The following is a 17862-nucleotide window of genomic DNA, read 5'->3' as shown; positions in this document are numbered from 1 at the left end:
CCCGCACAATCATCCGGACCCACCCCGGACCTGGAGGACACCGTGGCCGAAGCGCTGACCGCAGAGACCATCCTCGGCACGACCGAGGACGTCCTGCGGCGCTTCGGCCCGGCGAAGGCCACCGTCGTGGACGTGGCGCGGGCGCTGGGTGTCAGCCACGGCAGCGTCTACCGCCACTTCCCGACCAAGGCCGCGCTGCGCGAGGCCGTGACCCAGCGCTGGCTCGACCGCGCCCACGCGGGCCTGGCGGAACTCGTGACCGCGCCGACCGACCCGCCGCAGCGCCTGCGCGACTGGCTGGCCGCCCTGTTCGAGGCCAAGCGCCGCAAGGCCCTGGGCGACCCGGAGCTGTTCGCCACCTTCCAGGTCCTGGTCGCCGAGAACAGCCGGGTCGTGGCCGCCCACGTGGCCGCGATGGTCGACGACCTGACCGAGATCGTCCGGTCGGGCGTCGACTCGGGCCACTTCACCACCGCGGACCCCCGCCGGGCCGCCAGGGCCGTCTTCCACGCCACCGCCCGCTACCACGACCCGGCCCACGCGTCGGACTGGTCGGGGCCCGACGTGGACGACGAGTTCGACGCGGTCGTGTCGTTGCTGGTGGCGGGCCTGCGGACCGGGGTGTGACGCCCGGTCCGCGGGCCCGGCTCAGCCGACGGTCGCGGTGGTCACCAGGGCCGTGCCGGTGCCCGTCCGGCCCGTGATGAACAGCAGCGGGTCGCCCGGGGGCGGGCTGTCGGAGACGTCCAGCTCCGAGCGGGCCGTGCCGGAGCTGGAGAGCAGGTCGATCTGGGCCGCCACGCCGGGGCGGATGCCCACCCGGACGTCACCGGAGCCGGTGCCCATCTGGATGCGGCCGGAGGCGGCGTCGGCGATCGTCACGTCACCGCCGGCCGTGCGGACCTGCACGTCGTCCTGCACGGCGCCCAGCCACACGTCACCGGTGCCCGAGTGGAGCACGGTGTTGCCGCCGATCGAGGCGATCTCGATGTCGCCGGACCCGGTCTTGGCCCGCAGGCCGCCGAGCATCGGGCCCAGGCGCAGCTTGCCGCTGCGCGAGTCGACCCGCGAGGACGCGTCGGCGCGGTCCGTGGTCACGTGGCCCGTGCCGGTCCGGATCTCCAGCCGGCCGGCCGGTCCCGTCACGGTCACGTCGGCCGAGTCCGACGTCACGATCACGTGCGAACCCTCCGGGGCGCGTACCACGACGTCCAGCGGCACCCCGCGCAGCGGCAGGGCCTCGGACGAGCGCACCCGCAGGCGCGACCCCGTCACCTCGACGCGCGCGTCGCGCACCGCCTCGGCCGGACCGGCCGGCTGCCCGAGCCCAGCTCCGAACCGGCTGCCGAACTGGCCGCCGAACTGGTTCGCCAACTGACCGCCGAACTGCTCGTTCGCCCAGTTCAGCAGGCCGGACAGGCCCGTCGTCAACGACTCGGTCGCCGACGTTTCGTGCTTCACCTCGACGTGCACGCCCGGCTCGTCGACCAGGTGCACCCGCACCCGGCCCGCCGGCACGGACACGTCGACCTCGACGGTGCCCTCGACCTCGAAGCCCTGCTGCCGGACGACATCGGACGACTCCACGTTCCCCCTCCTCAGCCCTGCACCCAGCCGCGGACCCGGGAGCCGGAGCCGCCCGACTGGTCCTTCGGCGGCGCCGGGTTCTTGTGGTGACCGCGCCGACCGCCGACCGCGCCCTGCACGGCCTGCGCGACGAACGTGTTCAACGACATGCCCTGCGACGCGGCGGCCTGCTCGGCCTTCGACTTCAGCTCGTCCAGCAGGCGCAGCGTGATGCGCGTGGCATCACCGGCGGCCGGTCGGGGAACTTCCCGCGGCTCCGGTTCGTGCTCCTCACGGGGCGCGGAGCCGGTGACGACCACCCGCACGTCGCGACCGTCGAGCCGGACGTCGACCACCACCCCGTCCAGGGCGGAGGTGACCTCGGCGGCCAGGTCGGACAGGGCGTTCATGAGCGCCAGCCGTGCGGCCGGCTCCAGGGCCACGGCCAGCAGTGCGGCCGTGCGCCGGGTGCCGTCGTCCCCGGCGGACGCGGCCGTCGCGAGGTCCTCGCGCAGCGCGGCGATGTAAGGCGACAGGTCCATGACACCACTGTGACATCACAAACGACATCACGCAACCGCAACGTGGTGTCACGCCGACGCTGCGACCGAATGGCGGCACCGGTCGGTTAGGGTCTCGGCCATGGCTGAGACGGTGTCGCCGAAGGTGCAGTTGATCGCGAAGACGGAGTTCTTCCCCCCGGAGGACGTCCCGTGGTCCACCGACGCCGACGGCGGCGAGGCGCTCGCCGAGTTCGCGGGCCGCGCGTGCTACCAGTCGTGGACGAAGCCCAACCCGGCCACCGCCACGAACGCGGGCTACATCAAGCACATCATCGAGGTCGGCCACCTCTCCGTGCTCGAACACGGCTCGGTGAGCTTCTACCTGACCGGCATCTCCCGCTCGCTCACCCACGAGCTGATCCGGCACCGGCACTTCTCCTACAGCCAGCTGTCCCAGCGGTACGTGCCCGAGCGCAACGCCGCCATGGTCGAGCCGGACGTCATCGCGAACGACCCCGAGCTGCACGAGATGTTCCTCAAGGCCGCCCAGGCGAGCGTCGAGGCCTACAACGACCTGCTCAAGGGCCTGGAGGAGAAGTTCTCCGACGTGCCCAGCGCCACGCTGCGCCGCAAGCAGGCCCGCCAGGCGGCCCGCGCGATCCTGCCCAACGCCACCGAGACCCGCATCGTGGTCACCGGCAACTACCGCGCCTGGCGGCACTTCATCGCGATGCGCGCCACCGAGCACGCCGACGTGGAGATCCGCGCCCTGGCCGTGGAGTGCCTGCGCCAACTCCAGAAGGCGGCGGGCAACGCGTTCGCCGACTTCACGATCTCCGCGCTGCCCGACGGCACCGAGGTCGCCTCCAGCCCGCTGGTCACCGAAGGCTGACGTGAAGCACCTCGTCGTCGACGTCCAGCCGGGGGAGTACACGGTCGCCCGGCTGCCCGCCGACGCGCCCGTCCCGGCCGGCCTGCTGGACCGACCCGGCCTGGTGTCGGTCACCAGGACGCCCGCCGAGCTGTCCGTGGTGTGCCCCAGCGAGCACGCGCCCGACGCGGCCACCGCCCAGCCCGGCTGGCGGCTGCTGACCGTGCGCGGCCCGCTGGAGTTCACCCTCACCGGGATCATGGCCGCGCTGTCCGGCGAACTCGCCGCCGCGGGCGTGAGCCTGTTCGCGCTGTCCACGTACGACACGGACCACCTGCTGGTGAAGGCTGTCGACCTGGGGCGCGCCGTCCGGGCGCTGCGCGCGTCGGGGCACGAAGTCACGAAACCGTGAAACCGGATCGGGCGGCGCGGGGTCTGAGTTAGCGTTCCGCCCGTTCCAGGGGGCGGTGGCGAGGAGTGACGGTGAACAGTCCACACGGCGTGAAGCCGCGGGTCATCGCGGGCAGGTACACCCTGCTCGCCGAGCTGGGGCGCGGAGGCATGGGCGTGGTGTGGCGCGCCCAGGACACCGTGATCGGCCGCCACGTCGCCATCAAGGAGCTGCACCTGCCCGACGGCATCGCGCACGAGGAGCGCCGGGTGCTGGAGGAGCGGGTGCTGCGCGAGGCGCGCACCGCGGGCCGCCTCAACGACCCCGCCGTGGTCACCGTGTTCGACGTGGTCGTCGAGGGCGGCATGACCTACATCGTGATGGAGCTGGTGGAGGCCGCCACCCTCTCCACGCTGATCAACGCCCAGGGCCCCATGCCGCAGGAGCGCGTCGTCTCCATCGCGGTGCAGGCGCTGTCCGCGCTGGACTCCGCGCACCAGGCGGGGGTCGTGCACCGGGACGTGAAGCCCGGCAACCTCATGATCACCCCGAACGGCCGGGTCAAGCTGACCGACTTCGGCATCGCCCAGGCCGTCGACGACCCGCGCCTGACCACCAGCGGCAGCCTCATCGGCTCACCCGCGTACATGTCGCCGGAGCGCATCCACGGCCACGAGGCCACGCCCGCCGCGGACCTGTGGGCGCTGGGCGCGACGCTGGCCTACGCCGTGGAGGGCGTGAGCCCCTACGAGCGCTCGTCCACCGCGTCCACGCTGCACGCGATCATGAACGAGGCGCCCCGCCTGACCAGGGCGCACGGCGCGCTCGGCGCGGTCATCACCGGTCTGCTGATGCCCGACCCGAACGCCCGCCTCACCGGTCAGCAGGCCCGCGCCATGCTCGAACGCGCGCTCGCCCAGCCCACCCCGCCCAGCGGATTCGGCGCGCCGCCCAACGCGACGATGAACTACACGCAGCTCGCCAACGGCGCGCGGCAGGCGGTCGCCCGCAAGCCGTGGCTCAAGGGCGTGCTGATCGGCGGCGGCGCCCTGGCCGCCGTGGTGCTGCTGGTCGCGGGCGTGTTCCTGGGCCGCTGGTGGTTCACCCCGTCGAAGCCCGCCGCGATGGCCGAGACCATCACCTTCGGCTCGGGCGGCACGATGTCCGCGAGCCAGTTCAAGATGAGCGGCCAGAAGTGCGGCGACAACTTCCTCGAACCCACCGTCACGGTCAACTACACCGAGTGCGACAAGGACCACCGGGTCGAGTTCTTCGCGATCGGCAACCCGTTCAGCTCCTCCGGCAAGCACGCCTACCCCGGTGACGAGTGGCTGCGCGCCTACGCCGAGAACTTCTGCACGCTGCACTTCATGTCCGACGTCGTCGAGCTGGAGGGCAAGGAGGACAAGCTGAACTACGCCGCGGTCATCCCCACGCGCGGCGAGTGGCAGGAGGACCCCAAGGACAGCGACCTCACCCGCGAGGTGTCCTGCGTGCTGTGGAGCAGGGACAAGGCCGAGCTGTCCAGCCGGGTGACCGCCGAGTAGGTAGGTTGGCGCCATGGGTGTGGCGCGCGACGAACGCAGGCTGCTGAGCGATCTCCTCCTCCAGGTCGGGCCGGACGCGCCCACGCTGTGCGCCCCGTGGCGCGGCCGCGACCTGGCCGCGCACCTCGTGCTCCGGGAGCGCCGGCCCGACGCCGCGGCGGGCATCCTGCTCGGGCCGCTGGCCGGGCACACGCGGAAGGTGCAGGACGGCTACGCCGCGAAGCCGTGGGACGAGCTGGTCGAACTGGTGCGCACCGGCCCACCCGCGCCGTTCCGCCTCGTCGACGAGGCGGTCAACGCCGTCGAGTACTTCGTGCACCACGAGGACGTGCGCCGCGCTCGACCCGACTGGGAACCGCGTTCACCCGATCCGGTGCGTGACCAGGTGCTGTGGAAGCGCCTGCCCGTCACCGCGAAGATGATCTACCGCAAGAGCCCCGTGGGCGTGGTGCTGCGCCGGCCCGACGGCGAGTCCGTGGTGGCCAGGCACGGCGCGAACCCGGTCGTGCTGACGGGCCAGGTCCAGGAACTGCTGATGCACGTATTCGGGCGTTCGGCCTCCCGGGTCGAGTACGACGGCTCCGACGAGGCCGTGCGGCTCGTCAAGGCCCTCGACCGGGGTGTGTAGTCGCAGCTTGCGGAGGGTGACGCGGTAGATTTCGCACATGACCGCGAGTCCTTCCGCCTCACCCGGACGCCCGTTCGGCCGAGTGCTCACCGCCATGGTCACGCCGTTCGACGACCGGGGGGCGGTGGACCTCGGCAAGGCGCAGGAACTGGCCGAGCACCTGGTCCGCGGCGGCAGCGACGGGCTCGTGGTCAACGGCACCACCGGCGAGAGCCCGACCACCAGCGACGCCGAGAAGGCCGACCTGCTCCGGGCCGTGGTGGAGGCCGTCGGCGACCGCGCCACGGTGGTCGCCGGCGCCGGCACGTACGACACCGCGCACAGCGTGCACCTGGCCCGTGCCGCCGAGGCGGCGGGCGCGCACGGCCTGCTCGTGGTCACGCCGTACTACTCACGCCCGTCCCAGCAGGGCTTGCATGCGCACTTCACGACCGTGGCGGACGCCGTGGGGCTGCCGGTCATGCTGTACGACATCCCGCCGCGCAGCATCGTCCCCATCGAGGCGGAAACGCTGCTGCGACTGGCGGAGCACCCGCGCATCGTGGCGGTCAAGGACGCCAAGGGCGACCTGCACGAGGGCAGCAAGGTCATCGCGGCCACCGAGCTGGCCTACTACTCCGGTGACGACCCGCTGAACCTGCCGTGGCTCTCGGTCGGCGCCGTCGGTTTCGTCAGCGTCATCTCGCACTTCGCCGCCGACCGCCTGCGCGAACTGCTCGACGCGTTCGAGTCCGGCGACGTCAAGCGCGCCACCGCGGTCCACCACGCGTTGTTGCCGCTGCTGCGCCCGTTCCGCAGGATGCCCGGTGTGACCTACGTGAAGGCCGCGCTGCGACTGCGCGGGCTCGACGTGGGCGACCCGCGACTGCCGCTCGTACCCGCATCAACCGAGGACATCGAGGCCGTCGAGGCCGAATTGGGAGTCAACGCGTGATCAACCCGAACTCACCCCCGCCCGCACTGCCCGACGGAGCTCTCCGCGTCGTCGCACTGGGCGGGATCGGCGAGGTCGGCCGCAACATGACCGTCTTCGAGCACGCCGGCCGGCTGCTCGTCGTGGACTGTGGTGTCCTCTTCCCCGAGGACGACCAGCCCGGCGTGGACCTGATCCTCCCGGACTTCCGGGCGATCGAGGACCGGCTGGAGGACATCGACGCGCTCGTGCTGACGCACGGGCACGAGGACCACATCGGCGCGGTGCCGTTCCTGCTGAAGCTGCGCCCCGACCTGCCCGTGGTGGGTTCGAGGTTCACCCTCGCCCTGCTGGCCGCGAAGTGCAAGGAGCACCGGCAGACGCCGCGCCTGGTCGAGATCGTGGACGGCGAGCGGCGCTCGTTCGGGCCGTACGACCTGGAGTTCTTCGCGGTCAACCACTCCATCCCGGACGCCGTCGCGGTCGCCATCCGCACGCGCGCGGGCCTCGTCCTGCACACCGGCGACATCAAGCTCGACCAGTTGCCCCTGGACGGCCGCCTGACCGACCTCGCGGGCTTCTCCCGCCTGGGCGACGAGGGAGTCGACCTGTTCCTGGTCGACTCCACCAACGCCGAGGTGCCCGGCTTCGTCGCACCCGAGCGCGAGATCGGCCCGGTGCTGGAGAACGTCATCCGCAAGGCCAACCAGCGCGTCATCGTGGCCTGCTTCGCCTCCCACGTGCACCGCGTGCAGCAGGTGCTGGACGTGGCCGTGCAGTACAAGCGCCGCGTCGCCCTGGTCGGCCGATCCATGGTCCGCAACATGGGCATCGCCGCCGAACTCGGCTACCTGCACGTGCCGGACGGGCTGTTCGTCGACCTCAACGAGGCCATGGACATGCCCGAGGACGAGGTCCTCTTCGTGTCCACCGGCTCCCAGGGCGAGCCGCTGTCCGCGCTGTCGCGCATGGCGCGCGGCGAGCACCGGCAGATCTCCATCAAGGCCGGCGACACGATCGTGCTGGCCTCGTCGCTCATCCCGGGCAACGAGAACGCCGTGTTCGGCGTCGTCAACGGCCTGGCCCGGCTCGGCGCCACCGTCATCCACCAGGGCAACGCCAAGGTGCACGTCTCCGGCCACTCGCCGGCGGGTGAACTGCTGTTCCTCTACAACGCGGTGCGCCCGTCGAACGTGATGCCGGTGCACGGCGAGTGGCGGCACCTGCGCGCCAACGCCGCGCTGGCCGTGGCGACCGGTGTGGACGAGGAGCAGGTCGTCATCGCCGAGGACGGCGTGGTCGTGGACCTGCTGGACGGCAAGGCGGTGATCAGCGGCAAGGTCGAGGTCGGCCACGTCTACGTCGACGGCCTGTCCGTGGGCGACGTCGGCGAGTCCACCCTGTCCGACCGGCTCGTCCTCGGTGAGGGCGGGTTCATCGCCATCACCGTCGCCATCGACTCCGGCTCCGGTCGCGCGGTCGCCCCGCCGACCGTCTCGGGCCGAGGTTTCTCGGACGACCCGAAGGCGCTCGACCAGGCCATCTCCCTGGTGGAGATGGAGCTGTCCCGCACGGAAGCCGAGAACATCACCGACACGCACCGCATCGCCCAGGCGGTGCGCCGCGTGGTGGGCCGCTGGGTCGCCGAGACCTACCGGCGTCGGCCGATGATCGTGCCGACGATCATCCCGGTGAACTGAGCGCACGCCGTGCCCACCGCTCCCGCCGGTGGGCACGGTCGTTCACGCGGCCACGGGTGTGGGTGGTCGGTGGAGCAGGTTCTGGCGTGGCCTCTGTGCGGGGTCGATCTGTCGGGATGGGATGAACGTGGGCGTTCCGCCGGTCATGCTGACTTGCCAGTGTGTGTGGTGGATGAGGCTGTGGTGGGTGCGGCAGAGCAGGACGAGGTTCGACAGGTCGGTGGACCCGCCGTCGGCCCAGTGCCGTACGTGGTGGGCGTCGCACCACTTGGGTGGTCGGTGACAGCCGGGGAAGGCGCAGCCCCGGTCGCGGGCGTGCAAAGCCCTGCGCTGGGCCACGCTCACCGTTCGCTTGGCGCGGCCGAGGTCGAGCACTTCGGACTCCCCGCCGAGTACGACGGGGAGGATTTTGGCGTCGCAGGCGATGCGGCGGGCTTGGGCTGCGCTGAGGTGGTGGTCGCCGTCGAGCACCGCGTGCCCGACGCCCCGGCGCAGGGTGTCGTGGTCGATGGTGACGCTGATGTGCGGGCGCTCTCCGGCTTCCGACGGCAGGTCGGTGGAGCGTGAGGCGAGGTGGATCAGGTCGGCGAACGCCTCACCCCTGCGTCGTGCCGCGTCACGCGGTCCGTCCGGGCGAGGCGTGGAGAGTGGTTCGAGCATCGCGGTGAACCGCGCCCCGCTCTCGGCGGACAGTTCTCCGAAGAATTCGAGTCGTCCGCCGGGCAGGTCGCGCAGGTGCAGCACGTCGCCAGGATCGGCGGCGGGCTCGTCCACCTCGTCCGCCCGGTCCTGCTCGGCGCGGTCGCGAATCCGGTCGGCCAACTGCCGCACCGCTTTCGGCTCCACCGACCGGGCCGCCTCGACCAGGATCTCCTCGGACCCGTCCGGCAGGCGCAGCGAGATGGCCCGCGCCAATTCGGTGAGGTGCCCGTCGGCGAGTTCCTCCAACACCGCACCCGTCACGGGGTGCAGGGGTGGGAGTGGTTGGCCGGTGGGCTGGTGGAGGGCAGGAACAGGGTCACCTGCGCCGTCCACCGCTTCACCTCCCGCGTGTCGGCGCGCACCAGACGCCGGTAGGAATCCGCGTCCAGCCCGCGCCGCAGCACCTCGGCCAGCAACCGCAACCGCCGCACGTGCAACGACCGCAGCGATGCCTCGACCTCGGCGATGGCGGCGAACACACCATCGTCGGAAAGCAGCGCGGGCGACACGTCCATGAATTCAGGCTATTCGAACACCAGTTCCCATTTCATCACTCGATTGGTTGTACGATCGAGTGAATCCAGAACTGGTCCGCATGGCCGTGCCCCCTTGGGGTGCAAACAGCGGATTCTGCTGGAAAGCGCTGTTCAGGTGGTTCTACCGTGCCGGCATGGAACCAAGGACCTCCACCGCGCTCAGCCGGGAGTTGGGTGACGCGCTCCGCCAAGCCCGCCGCCGGTCCGCAGTCAGGACCGGGGCGCTGGTCGAGCAGTTGGGCTGGTCGCTCGCCCGGATCTCCAAACTGGAGGCGGGGACGCGCGGCACCAGCCTGCTCGACATCGCCCGGTACGCCGGTCACCTCCGCCCGGAACAGCCGGTCTTCGAGCGGATCATGGCGTTGGCTCGGGAACCCGATACCGGCTACGCCGTGCGACCGCACCGCGTGGCCGAGCCGGATTCGGTGCGGCTGCTGGCGTTGCACGAGCGGACCGCCAAGACCATCTGGTGCTACAGCGCGACGGTCGTCCCCGGCCTGCTCCAGACAGCCGACTACGCCCGGGCCCTGATGGCGAGCCGGGCCGACGCGGCCAGGGGTGTCGCGGTCCGGATGGAGCGGCAGGAGGTGTTCGGGACGGCGTCGGCCCCGGTGGGCGTCTTCTTCCTCCACGAGGTCGTGCTGCACCGCGTGGTCGGCGGGCCGCGGGTGATGTACGAGCAGGTGCTGCGGCTGCTGTTCCGCGACCACGTTCGGCTGGTGCCACTGGGTTCGGCCCTCCCCGCGTCGTTGACCGCGGACTTCGCCCACATGACCTTCGCCGACCACCGCCCGCTTACCTACGCCGAACTCGGTCCCGCGTCGGTGTTCATGGACGCGCCCGAGGCGACCGAGGCGTACCGGGAGAGCTGCGCCGCGCTCGACCGGGTGGCGCTCGGCGAAGCGGACACCCGTGACGCGCTCACGCGGTGGGCCGACCACTACGAAGCCGGGACCGCCGAAACCGCGTGACCGCGCGACCGCGGGGGAGAGGCACGAAGGACCGTCGCAGCGCGGCCGAGCCCGTACCGGGCAACCAGGACCGCCGCTCCGCTCCCGGCCCTCACCCCGCCACCACGACCTCCGGCGGTTTCCGGGCGCTCGCCACCTGCACCACCGCCGCACCGGCCAGCAGCACGACCGCGCCCACCACCTGCACCACCGTCAGCCGCTCGTCCAGCAGCCACCACGCCAGGACCGCGGCCACCACGACCTCCAGCAGGCCGATGACGCTCGCCGCCGAGGGCGGTAGGTGGCGCAGCGACAGCACCCCGGTCAGGTAGGCCACCACGGTCGCCACGAGCGCCAGCGCGACCAGCACCAGCCAGGTCGGCCCGAGCGACGTGGGGACGTCCAGCGGCAGCAGCCACGGCGGGCTGACCACGGTCAGCACCACCGCGCCGACGACCATGCCGCCCGCCAGCACGCCGTAGGAGTCGTGCGCGCCACCCGCGCGTTCACCGAGCAGGTAGTAGGCCATCAGGCACACCGCCGAGCACAGCGACACCAGCACGCCCACGGGGTCCAGCCGGGGGGACCAGCTCCAGACCTCGGCCACCACCGCCAGGCCCACCACGGCCACGGCGGTGCCCCACCACACCGCCGCCGGCAGGCGGGTGCCGCGCACGAACCGCACCCACAGCGCCACCAGCACCGGCGCGGTGAACTGGAGCAGCATCGCGATGCCCACCGGGATGCGCGACGCCGCCACGAAGAACGTCAGCGGCGCGCCGACCACGCCGAACAGGCCGAAGCCGATGAGCAGGCCCCAGTCGCCGCGCCCGAACCGCAACGCCCTCGGCCGGAACAGGCCCACGCCCACGACGAGCACGGCGGCCGCCAGCGCGATCCGGGCGCTGGTGACCTGCGCCGGCGCGGCGCCCGTCGCCATCACGGACTTCGCCAGCACGCCGGACATGCCGAAGGTCAGCGACGACAGCAGCGCCAGCGCGGTGCCGCGACCGGTCACGGGCGCCAGGGTCACGGGCGCCAAGGTGACGTGCCGGTGGTCGGTCGGGTCGGGTCGTGGAACTTGGGCAGGTCCGGTTCGTCGAGGCGCAGCGGCACCAGGCCGTCCACGATCGCCCGCATGATCCGCTCGTGGGCGCGCCGCGCGTCACCGGGCCTGCCGTCCACCAGGTCGGACAGCTCCACCGGCTTGCCGAAGTGCACCTTGAACGTCGGCCGCCTTCGCAGCCCGCGCACGTAGGAGGTCAGGTACGGCTTGGCGTCGTCCCACCCCTTCACGTGCGTGTTGCCCCAGTACACGGCCTCGTGCGCGCCCCACTGGCTGATCGGGACCACCGGGATGCCGCCGCTGAGCGCCAGCCGCGCCGCGCCCGTCTTGCCGCGCTCGGGCCACAGGCCGGGGTCGAGGCTGATCCGGCCCTCCGGGTACATGGCGATCGGGTCGCCACCGCGCCGCAGCGCCTCGACGGTCCGGTCGTACGCGGTGCCGACGTCGGCGGCCGCCCGGTCGACGCGCAGGTGACCGGACGCCTTCAGCAGGGGCCCCATGACCGGCGCGTCGAGCAGCCCGCCCGCGAGCAGGAAGCGCGGCGCGATGCCGATCCTGCGGCAGGCGGCGATCAGGACGAACGGGTCGAGGTTGCCGATGTGGTTGGACGCGAGCAGCAGGGGGCGGCCCCTCAGGTCCGCCGGGATGTCGCCGGTGACCTCGAGTCGCCCGCTCAGGGCGACGACCCCTTGGTCGACGGCGGTCAGCACGCGCCACAGCAGTGGTGTGGACACAGCGGGCAGGCTACGGCGTGTCGAGGTGTCGGCGCACCGGGTTCGGGGCAACCATGGGCGTCGAGCAGCGCTCGTCACGTCCCCTGCGACGGCTGGGGCGCCTGAGGCTCAAGGGACTACCGTATACACATGGCCGGCCGAACTGGGACATCGCGCAAGGGCACGACCCGCAGCTCCGGATCGACCGGGTCGAAGCCCCGCGCCGGCGCGTCCCGGTCCACCGCCAAGAAGGCCCCCGCGAAGCGCGCGCCGGCCAAGCGGGCACCGGCGAAGCGCGCGCCCGCGAGGCGTTCCCCGGCCAGGAGATCGGGTGGCTCGTCGGTCGGGCGGGCCTGGGGGTTCGTCGGGCGCGGCGTCGGTTCGGTGGTCCGCGCCGTCGGCCGCGGCAAGGAGCTGGACCCGGAGCACCGCCGCGACGGCCTCGGCCTGGTGCTCATCTCGCTCGCCGTGATCACCGCCGCCGGTGTGTGGTGGCAGGCGGGCGGGCCGATCGGCCGGTGGGTGGACGTCGCCGTCCGCAGCTCCGTCGGCGGACCGGCCGTGATCGTGCCCGTGGTGCTGCTGGCGATCGGCGTGGCGCTCATGCGCACCGACGCCGACCCGGAGGCCCGGCCCCGCCTGGTGATCGGCGGACTGCTCGTCCTGGTGGGCTTCCTCGGCATGTTCCACCTCGTCGGCGGCCTGCCGATGGACCCGGTCGCGCGCCGCGACGCCGGTGGCGCCCTCGGCTACCTCGCCGGCGGGTTCCTGGCCCAGGGGCTCACGCCGTGGGTCGCCGGGCCGTTGCTGGTGCTGATCTTCGCCTACGGCGTGCTGCTGCTCGTGCACGTGCCGATCCGAGACGTCCCGGGCAGGCTCGGCGGCCTGCTGCACCGGCGCGCGGAGGACCGGCTCGACGGCTTCTCGGACGTCGAGGACGACCTGCACGACGACGCGGGCGACGAGGAGCCGAAGCCCGCCAAGCTGCGCCGCCCGTCGCGCAACCGCCGCCAGACCGCCGCGTCGGACCTCGCGCCCCTGGACGAGCCCGAGCTGCCCCTGGACGAGGAAGAACCCCCGCCGCCACCGCCGCCGTCCGCGCGGCCCGCGCCGAAGCCCCGGGCCAAGGCCGAGCCGGAGCCGACGCCGCGCGACACCGGCATCGCCGTCCGCGCCGTCGAGGGCGACTACCAGCTGCCGCCGCCCACCATCCTCAAGGACGGCGACGCGCCGAAGGCCCGCAGCAAGGCCAACGACCAGATGATCGAGGCCATCACCGGTGTCCTCGACCAGTTCTCCATCGACGCGCAGGTCACCGGGTTCACCCGCGGCCCGACGGTCACCCGCTACGAGGTCGAGCTGGGCCCCGGCGTGAAGGTCGAGAAGATCACCGCGCTGACCAAGAACATCGCCTACGCCGTGGCCACCGACAACGTGCGGCTGCTCGCCCCGATCCCCGGCAAGTCCGCCGTGGGCATCGAGGTGCCCAACAGCGACCGCGAGATGGTGCGCCTGGGCGACGTGCTGCGCGCGCCGTCCACGGTCAAGGACAACCACCCCATGGTCATCGGCCTGGGCAAGGACATCGAGGGCCACTTCGTCACCGCGAACCTCACCAGGATGCCGCACCTGCTGGTCGCCGGCTCCACGGGTTCCGGCAAGTCGAGCTTCGTGAACTCGATGCTGGTGTCCCTGCTGGCGCGCGCCACGCCGGACGAGGTCCGGATGATCCTCATCGACCCCAAGATGGTCGAGCTGACGCCGTACGAGGGCATCCCGCACCTGATCACGCCCATCATCACCCAGCCGAAGAAGGCCGCCGCCGCGCTGGCCTGGCTGGTGGAGGAGATGGAGCAGCGCTACCAGGACATGCAGGTCAACCGGGTTCGGCACATCGACGACTTCAACCGCAAGGTCAAGTCGGGCGAGATCAGCGCGCCGCCCGGCAGCGAACGCGTCTACCGCCCGTACCCGTACATCATGGCGATCGTCGACGAGCTGGCCGACCTGATGATGACCGCGCCGCGCGACGTGGAGGACGCCATCGTCCGGATCACGCAGAAGGCGCGCGCGGCGGGCATCCACCTGGTGCTGGCGACGCAGCGGCCGTCGGTGGACGTGGTGACCGGTCTGATCAAGACCAACGTCCCGTCACGGCTGGCGTTCGCCACGTCGTCGCTGACCGACTCGCGCGTCATCCTCGACCAGCCCGGCGCGGAGAAGCTGATCGGCATGGGTGACGGCCTGTACCTGCCGATGGGTGCCTCGAAGCCGGTGCGCGTGCAGGGCGCGTTCGTCGGCGACGAGGAGATCGCCGAGATCGTCGACTTCACCAAGAACCAGGCGCAGCCGGAGTACACCGACGGCGTCACGGCGGCGAAGGCGGGCGAGAAGAAGGAGATCGACGCCGACATCGGCGACGACCTGGAACTGCTGATCCAGGCGGCGGAGCTGATCGTCACGTCGCAGTTCGGCTCCACGTCGATGCTCCAGCGCAAGCTGCGGGTGGGCTTCGCCAAGGCGGGCCGGTTGATGGACCTGCTGGAGACGCGCGGCGTGGTCGGCCCGTCGGAGGGCTCCAAGGCCCGCGAGGTGCTGATCAAGCCCGACGAGCTGGACTCGGTGGTCTACCTCATCCGGGGCGGCCCCGGCCCGGACGGCGACGCCGGGGAGGACTGAGCGGCGCCACTGCGCCGATCGGGCCACAACCGCACGAATGCCTGGCGCGGCGCGGCGACAGGGGGACCATTCCCTTCGGGGGAGGTGGTTCTCGTGACATTTCCGAGAAGAGCGTTCTTGCAGTCCGCCGTGCTCGTGGCAGCGGGCCACGGCCACGGCGGCGAATCCGAGCCGGTGAACTGGGCCCGCCTGCGGAGCAGGCTCCGCGAGCGGCTGGTGCTGCCGTCCGATGCCGGGTACGACGACCTCAGGCAGCCGTACAACACGGTGTACGCCGGGCGCCGTCCCGCGGCGATCGCCCGGTGCGCGCGTCCCGCGGACGTGCAGGCGTGCCTGGAGTTCGCCGCGCGGGAGCGCATCCCGGTCGCGGCGCGCAGCGGCCGGCACAGCTACGCCGGGTACTCCGTGCCCGAACGCGGCCTCGTCATCGACGTCGCGGACCTGTCCGGTGTCGACGTGGGGCCCGGCGGGCTGGTGCGGGTCGGCGCGGGCACCTCGCTGATCGGCTTCTACGAGGGGCTCGGCGCGCGGGGGCGGAGCGTGCCCGCCGGCACGTGCGCCACCGTCGGCATCGCCGGCCTGGCGCTCGGCGGCGGGATCAGCGTCATCGGTCGCAAGTACGGCCTGACCTGCGACCGCCTGGTCGGCGCGCGCATCGTGACGCCGGACGGCTGTCTGCGCTCGGTGTCGGCCGAATCCGAACCGGACCTGCTGTGGGCGTTGCGGGGTGGCGGCGGCGGCAACTTCGGCGTCGTCACGTCGTTCACGTTCGACAGCGACCCGGCACCCGACGTCACCGTGTTCGCCCTGGGCTACCCGGCCGCCGCCACGGGCGACGTGTTCGGCGCCTGGCAGGACTGGATCGCCGACGCGCCGGACGAGCTGTGGTCCGGCTGCCGGATCACCTCCGGGGACCCGTCGACGGCGCTGGTCAGCGGCGCGTACGTCGGCCCGGCGCGGGGACTGGACCCGCTGCTGGACAGGTTGGGTCGCGTCGTGCCGCCCACCACGCGCGAGGTGCGGGAGATGGACTACCTCACCGCCATGCGGCACTACGCGGGCTGCCTGCCCGCGTGCCTGCCCCGGCAGGGGCTCCCGTTCGTGGCGTCGTCGCGGATGCTGGACCGCCCGGTCGAACCCGAGCGGATGACCGGGCTGGTGGACGGCCGGCGGAACGCCGTGCTGCTGTTCGACTCGTTCGGCGGCGCACTGGCCCGGGTCGCGCCGGACGCGACGGCGTTCCCGCACCGTTCCGCGCTGGCGAGCGTGCAGGTCTTCGTCGACGTGATCGACATGACGGAGGCGGAGGCGCGCCTGTCGCTGGCGTCGATCCGCGACGGGCTCGGCACGGGGGCCACGGGGTACGTCAACTACATCGACCCGGACATGCCGGACTGGCCGACCGCCTACTACGGGGCCAACGCGCCGAGGTTGCGCCGCGTCGCCCGCCGGTACGACCCGGACCGCGTGCTGGCGTTCCCGCAGGGGCTGGCCTAGGCGCGCCGGCCGCGGCCGCGGGGGTCCCGCCCGGGACCCCCGCGGCGGGCGTCAGCTGGCGCCGAACTCGCGCACCGCCTGGTAGTAGAGATCGGCCGTGCGGTTGCACGACCAGTTGCCCGCGCACTGGTTGTACAGGTCCGTCCTGAACCTGTTGTCGATGCTCAGCCGGGTGGTCTCGTTGAACCGGCCCTGCCTCTTGTAGTTGCGATAACCGAAGTCGTGCCGGTGGCAGGCCGGCAGGAACTTGAAGCCGAACGGGTTGTCCGGCGACCACGAGCAGCCGTCCGACGACCAGTCGAGCTGGTCGCTGTAAGGCCGCTGGTTGCGCAGGGTGGTGAACTGCGACAGGGACTTGTTGAAGACGTAGTCGTCGGTGACCGCCGGGGCGTTGATGGCGGCCTGGCCGACTCCGGCGCCGGCCAGCAGGGCGACCGAGGCCACCAGGACGGCGAACGCGTTGCGCAGGGTTTTCGCGAGCACTGTTGTTCCCCTCGTTACACGGGCTTCACAAGGGTTCTTACCGGTCCGGGGCGGTCGGCACAGCCCCGATCGGCCCCTACCCGCGCGGGTGGTCCACCACGGGTCGCGGCGGCCGCCGGCCGGGTCGTGCGAGCCGAACCCCTCGTCATCGGCCCGAACGGCCCGGCCGGCACCCGCGCCCCCGCGTTCCGGCGGTGGGCGCGTCCAGGGGGTGTGTTCAGGGGGGTCACCGCACCGGCTCGTCCTGCTCGTCACCCCGGTCGAGGAACCGCTGGATCGTCGGCTCGTCCGGCAGTTCGTCCTCCTCGGTCCGGACCACGCGCTCCGCGATGGGAACGGGTTCCTCGACCCACGCGGGCCGGAAGTCGTCGTTCGGCACCAGCCGGTGGCGTCGCGCGAACTCCTCGGCGGCGTCCCGGATGGACTCGCGCAGCGTGCCGACCACGGCGGTCTCGGCGGTGTAGGTCAGCTCCACGAGCAGCTCGCGCACGCGGTCCAGCTGGTCGTCCTCGGCCGCGCCGTCGGCGAGGGCGGGCCACAGCCTGCGCTCGAAGACCTCCACGAAGTCGGCCGCGATGCCGTCGGTGGCGCGGCGCAGCTTCTCGAAGCTGTCGAGCACGTCGTCGCAGGGCACGTTCAGCCCGGCGAGCCGCCCGCCCGCCTCCAGCGCCCACCGCCGGGTGTGCGGCCAGCCGCGCCGCCAGCGGAGCAGGCCCAGTTGGAGCGCGCGCACGAGCAGGCGCGGGCGGACGTCGCCCGTCGGCACGAGCCGCCGGATGTCGCGCACCCTGACCCGCACCCAGTCGTCCGGGCCCTCCTCGTCGCCGACACCGAGCACCTGGGCGACGCTCGCGCCCTGCTCGCGCGCCTTGACCAGCTCGGCGATGGCGGGCAGCGAGAAGCCGCGGGACTGGAGCCGCTGGACGAGGGCCAGCCGCTCCACGTGCGACGCGTCGTAGAAGGCGACGCGTCCCTGCCGGCGCGGCGGGTGCAGCACGCCCTTGGTCTGGTACATGCGGATCGTGCTGCCGGGCAGGCCCACCCGGACCGCCAGCTCGTCCACCGTCATCACCTGCTCCACGGCGTCGATCCTGGCGGGTCGACGTTCGTGGAGTCA

The 17862-nt window shown here is 72.4% G+C and carries 18 protein-coding genes; 10 read left to right on the top strand and 8 right to left on the bottom strand.

What is annotated here, in order from left to right; all coding sequences use genetic code 11:
* Nucleotides 1-42 precede the first annotated feature (42 nt).
* Nucleotides 43-627 carry a TetR/AcrR family transcriptional regulator gene (locus J2S66_RS21885; protein WP_310309100.1) on the top strand — a complete coding sequence of 195 codons (585 nt, stop codon included), beginning with the start codon at nucleotides 43-45 and terminating at the stop codon, nucleotides 625-627.
* Between the two features lie 21 nt (nucleotides 628-648).
* On the opposite strand, the gene J2S66_RS21880 is transcribed toward J2S66_RS21885, so the two are convergent.
* Nucleotides 649-1587 carry a DUF4097 family beta strand repeat-containing protein gene (locus tag J2S66_RS21880; protein WP_310309098.1) on the bottom strand — a complete coding sequence of 313 codons (939 nt, stop codon included), beginning with the start codon at nucleotides 1585-1587 and terminating at the stop codon, nucleotides 649-651.
* An 11-nt stretch (nucleotides 1588-1598) separates the two neighbouring features.
* Nucleotides 1599-2108, bottom strand: coding sequence for a toxin-antitoxin system HicB family antitoxin (locus tag J2S66_RS21875; RefSeq protein WP_310309097.1), 510 nt, complete (start codon nucleotides 2106-2108; stop codon nucleotides 1599-1601).
* Nucleotides 2109-2208: 100 nt separating this feature from the next.
* Between J2S66_RS21875 and thyX the strand changes: the two genes are divergently transcribed.
* From thyX to J2S66_RS21845, 6 genes are all read left to right on the top strand, one after another.
* Entirely contained in the window at nucleotides 2209-2961 is a 753-nt protein-coding gene (gene thyX / locus J2S66_RS21870) for an FAD-dependent thymidylate synthase (RefSeq protein WP_306747616.1), read from the top strand.
* Between the two features lies 1 nt (nucleotide 2962).
* Nucleotides 2963-3352 (top strand): ACT domain-containing protein, encoded by a 390-nt coding sequence (locus tag J2S66_RS21865; protein ID WP_310309095.1) that lies wholly within the window; start codon nucleotides 2963-2965, stop codon nucleotides 3350-3352.
* A gap of 71 nt (nucleotides 3353-3423) precedes the next feature.
* Nucleotides 3424-4878, top strand: a complete 1455-nt coding sequence (locus tag J2S66_RS21860; protein WP_310309094.1) for a serine/threonine-protein kinase — start codon at nucleotides 3424-3426, stop codon at nucleotides 4876-4878.
* Between the two features lie 13 nt (nucleotides 4879-4891).
* Complete coding sequence (locus J2S66_RS21855) at nucleotides 4892-5506, top strand: TIGR03085 family metal-binding protein (protein ID WP_310309093.1); 615 nt, start codon at nucleotides 4892-4894, stop codon at nucleotides 5504-5506.
* 37 nt (nucleotides 5507-5543) lie between these two features.
* Entirely contained in the window at nucleotides 5544-6440 is an 897-nt protein-coding gene (dapA, locus tag J2S66_RS21850) for a 4-hydroxy-tetrahydrodipicolinate synthase (protein WP_310309092.1), read from the top strand.
* Nucleotides 6437-8119, top strand: a complete 1683-nt coding sequence (locus tag J2S66_RS21845; RefSeq protein WP_310309090.1) for a ribonuclease J — start codon at nucleotides 6437-6439, stop codon at nucleotides 8117-8119. The genes dapA and J2S66_RS21845 overlap by 4 nt, the downstream gene beginning before the upstream one ends.
* A 42-nt stretch (nucleotides 8120-8161) precedes the next feature.
* Here the strand turns inward: J2S66_RS21845 and J2S66_RS21840 are convergent, their stop codons facing one another.
* Both J2S66_RS21840 and J2S66_RS21835 read right to left on the bottom strand, forming a co-directional pair.
* Nucleotides 8162-9082 (bottom strand): HNH endonuclease signature motif containing protein, encoded by a 921-nt coding sequence (locus tag J2S66_RS21840; RefSeq protein WP_310309088.1) that lies wholly within the window; start codon nucleotides 9080-9082, stop codon nucleotides 8162-8164.
* Nucleotides 9079-9336, bottom strand: a complete 258-nt coding sequence (locus J2S66_RS21835; RefSeq protein WP_310309086.1) for a hypothetical protein — start codon at nucleotides 9334-9336, stop codon at nucleotides 9079-9081. The genes J2S66_RS21840 and J2S66_RS21835 overlap by 4 nt, the downstream gene beginning before the upstream one ends.
* 155 nt (nucleotides 9337-9491) lie before the next feature.
* Between J2S66_RS21835 and J2S66_RS21830 the strand changes: the two genes are divergently transcribed.
* Nucleotides 9492-10328: a helix-turn-helix domain-containing protein gene (locus tag J2S66_RS21830; RefSeq protein WP_310309084.1), complete on the top strand. Its 837-nt coding sequence runs from the start codon at nucleotides 9492-9494 to the stop codon at nucleotides 10326-10328.
* 91 nt (nucleotides 10329-10419) lie between these two features.
* On the opposite strand, the gene J2S66_RS21825 is transcribed toward J2S66_RS21830, so the two are convergent.
* Nucleotides 10420-11340, bottom strand: coding sequence for an EamA family transporter (locus J2S66_RS21825; protein ID WP_310309083.1), 921 nt, complete (start codon nucleotides 11338-11340; stop codon nucleotides 10420-10422).
* Entirely contained in the window at nucleotides 11337-12107 is a 771-nt protein-coding gene (locus tag J2S66_RS21820; protein ID WP_310309082.1) for a lysophospholipid acyltransferase family protein, read from the bottom strand. The genes J2S66_RS21825 and J2S66_RS21820 overlap by 4 nt, the downstream gene beginning before the upstream one ends.
* Nucleotides 12108-12236: 129 nt before the next feature.
* On the opposite strand from J2S66_RS21820, the gene J2S66_RS21815 reads away from it, so the two are divergent.
* Complete coding sequence (locus J2S66_RS21815) at nucleotides 12237-14765, top strand: DNA translocase FtsK (RefSeq protein ID WP_310309081.1); 2529 nt, start codon at nucleotides 12237-12239, stop codon at nucleotides 14763-14765.
* Between the two features lie 129 nt (nucleotides 14766-14894).
* The gene (locus J2S66_RS21810; protein ID WP_310309080.1) at nucleotides 14895-16262 is read left to right on the top strand and encodes an FAD-binding oxidoreductase; all 1368 of its coding nucleotides are present in this window, start codon (nucleotides 14895-14897) and stop codon (nucleotides 16260-16262) included.
* 51 nt (nucleotides 16263-16313) lie between these two features.
* On the opposite strand, the gene J2S66_RS21805 is transcribed toward J2S66_RS21810, so the two are convergent.
* Together J2S66_RS21805 and J2S66_RS21800 are read right to left on the bottom strand one after the other, a co-directional pair.
* Entirely contained in the window at nucleotides 16314-16745 is a 432-nt protein-coding gene (locus J2S66_RS21805; RefSeq protein ID WP_310309079.1) for a phospholipase, read from the bottom strand.
* 226 nt (nucleotides 16746-16971) lie between these two features.
* Complete coding sequence (locus J2S66_RS21800) at nucleotides 16972-17826, bottom strand: MerR family transcriptional regulator (RefSeq protein ID WP_310309078.1); 855 nt, start codon at nucleotides 17824-17826, stop codon at nucleotides 16972-16974.
* Nucleotides 17827-17862: the final 36 nt, after the last annotated feature.

Origin of the sequence: Saccharothrix longispora, from assembly GCF_031455225.1 — a bacterium.
Taxonomy (GTDB): Bacteria; Actinomycetota; Actinomycetes; order Mycobacteriales; family Pseudonocardiaceae; genus Actinosynnema; species Actinosynnema longispora.
This window is presented reverse-complemented; position numbering and strand designations above follow the sequence as displayed.

What these genes read in the sequence shown, in the direction of transcription:
- J2S66_RS21875 (WP_310309097.1), bottom strand. Translation starts at nt 2,108, where the DNA reads ATGGACCTGTCGCCTTACATCGCCGCGCTGCGCGAGGACCTCGCGACG.
- J2S66_RS21855 (WP_310309093.1), top strand. Translation starts at nt 4,892, where the DNA reads ATGGGTGTGGCGCGCGACGAACGCAGGCTGCTGAGCGATCTCCTCCTC.
- J2S66_RS21835 (WP_310309086.1), bottom strand. Translation starts at nt 9,336, where the DNA reads ATGGACGTGTCGCCCGCGCTGCTTTCCGACGATGGTGTGTTCGCCGCC.
- dapA (WP_310309092.1), top strand. Translation starts at nt 5,544, where the DNA reads ATGACCGCGAGTCCTTCCGCCTCACCCGGACGCCCGTTCGGCCGAGTG.
- thyX (WP_306747616.1), top strand. Translation starts at nt 2,209, where the DNA reads ATGGCTGAGACGGTGTCGCCGAAGGTGCAGTTGATCGCGAAGACGGAG.
- J2S66_RS21830 (WP_310309084.1), top strand. Translation starts at nt 9,492, where the DNA reads ATGGAACCAAGGACCTCCACCGCGCTCAGCCGGGAGTTGGGTGACGCG.
- J2S66_RS21815 (WP_310309081.1), top strand. Translation starts at nt 12,237, where the DNA reads ATGGCCGGCCGAACTGGGACATCGCGCAAGGGCACGACCCGCAGCTCC.